The organism is Endozoicomonas sp. SESOKO3 (assembly GCF_024606255.1).
Genome location: NZ_JAHHPR010000576.1, coordinates 1 through 2,315 on the forward strand (window position 1 = coordinate 1; position 2,315 = coordinate 2,315).

Consider the following 2,315-nt stretch of genomic DNA (forward strand, 5'->3'; position numbering starts at 1 on the left):
ACCAGAATGCAAGGATAGAATTATTAAACACTCATTCTTTGCGGCAATGCTGTTACTGCTAATGTCGTTGTCTGTCGCCTGTTCGGCCGGATCGTTGACAAGAACTTTTGTTTTCGAGCTTAAACAGAATCCAGATTCTCTAAAACAACGCGTTTCTATAAAACGTGACTGGCATACGTTGTCGGGAAACCAGTCGAATATTGCTCATATAAACGACTATGAAGGACCAGATTTAGTACTTGATAAAAAACGACACAGACCACTTGGTTATTGTGTAGAAAAGAACATCATTGTGTCGATGTCGTGGCAATGGCTTTACGCTACGAATCTGCTGATTGTTTGCGAACTGATCCTCACCACAGAGGCCCGCCTGAGTGTCACCCCCTATTTCTGGCTTCCTGCAGAAGTGGTTGTCACTGTCGGTTGGCTTTTAAAAAACCATTGTAACCCCAATACGCGGCTATTTAACCCGATTGAGCAACAGGCGAATCAGGGTCACCCGCTTGCAACCATCATTACGGTGTTTGGCTCCGGAAATAACCCGCCACAATACCCGTCGTCAGAATCATCCAGCCAGCAGGCCCCGCAAGCAGCAACCCACCCGCCTGTAAGCTCTTTCATTAGCCTTTTAAATAATGACTGTAGCGGAGGTAACGGAGGCGGCCATCAGCAACACCTGCACACTTTAGGTTTAAATTGTTTTGCCTATCCCTGCCATGGCTTTTGTCGATTCCGCCCCTCATCCAATAGCACTGAGCCCACTGAATGGCCCCTGAATAGCCTGAAAAGCTCATGCCCCCACTTGGCTGCTGGACACTGCTTAAGTTGCATGGGGCATTTTGGTTCCGAAAATGTTATGGGGTCCCGACAAAACCTTATAGATTCAATCCGGAATGCCATTGAGATTGCCGGGTTACTGAATGATGATGAGCCAATGCTCCGGCATTTGTCTTCCATAGCTGATGACTTTGTGGTCATTAATGGATCCTTCGATTTACAGAGTCTTCCCGAAGAAGACGAGACGGCTTTTACGCTCAACGATTCAGAAACACAACAAACAAGCTCTGAGTCATTCCAATTGGATCAGCGGCAATCTCAGCTTTCCCAAACAAGCGCAGCAAAAGCCGAAGCCGACAGTGGTCAAAAAAACTGTGAGGTGACCGTGGTCGGGAAGGATGGCCAGTCAAGGCCATGCGGGAAGCTCTGCAAGCATGCCAGAGCTCTGGTGAATCACAAAAGAAGATATCACACAGGGCAAAAAACCTGTGACGTAACCGTAGTCGGGGAGGATTGCCAGCAGCAGCCATGCGGGAAACTCTGCGAGAATGCTCAATCTCTGTTGGCTCACAAAAGCAAATGCCACGGCAAGCAACAAACTTGTGAAGTGATCCTGGTCGGGGAGGATGGTCAACAGCGGCCATGTGGAAAGCTTTGCAAGAATTCTAAAACCCTGTCGTATCACAGAAGACAAGAACACTCCGGGCAACAAGTCTGCGACGTGATCGTGGTTGGAAAGGATGGCCTGCAGCGACCATGCGGGAAAGTCTGCAAGAGTGCTTCATCTCTAACGACTCACAAAAGCGGTTACCACACCAGAGAAAAAACCTGTGACGTGATCTTGATCGGGGCAGATGGTCAGCAGCGACCATGCGGGAAGCTCTGCAAGAATGCTAAAGCCCTGTCGGATCACAAAAGCAAAAGTCACAGCGGGCAACAAGCCTGTGAAGTGATCGTGGTTGAGGAGGATGGTCAGCAGCGGCCATGCGGGAAGTTCTGCAAGAATGTTGGAGCCCTGTCGAGTCACAAAAGCAAATACCACAGTGGGGAAAAAAACTGTGACGAGATCATAGTCGGGAAGGATGGCCAGAAACTGCCATGCGGGAGGGTCTGCAAAAATGCTCAAGCTCTCCTGGATCACAAAAGAAGACATCGAAAACGCAAGCCTGCTGATTCGATAACAGACAGCTGTATGAAGAGCCGCTGAATTCCCGAGAAAGTTCGACAAGCGGAACAGAACCAAAGTACAGGCAGAGCTCAGATCCATCCTGAGTAATCCAAAATATCGCTCAGTTTCAGATCCGAAATGATCTTTACGCACAATTCACCGGGAGGAGTCCAGACTATTTAAATCAGGTTTAGGCTCGATGAATGCAAGGATAGCCAATGCAGCTCATGCTATATAAATTGATTCGCTGGTTGGATGAGAACGCACTTGGATTTTGGCAGAAAACACGCCCGTATGCTTGACTATCCTTCCTCACTGTAAACCAGAATGCAAGGATAGAATTATTAAACACTCATTCTTTGCGGCAATG

At 48.2% G+C, this 2,315-nt stretch carries 1 protein-coding gene; it reads left to right on the forward strand.

Going from position 1 to position 2,315, the window contains the following annotated elements; genetic code table 11:
* A partial coding sequence (locus tag KDK18_RS09830; protein WP_257254726.1) for a hypothetical protein occupies positions 1–1,984 on the forward strand: 1,984 nt, incomplete at its 5' end.
* Positions 1,985–2,315: the final 331 nt, after the last annotated feature.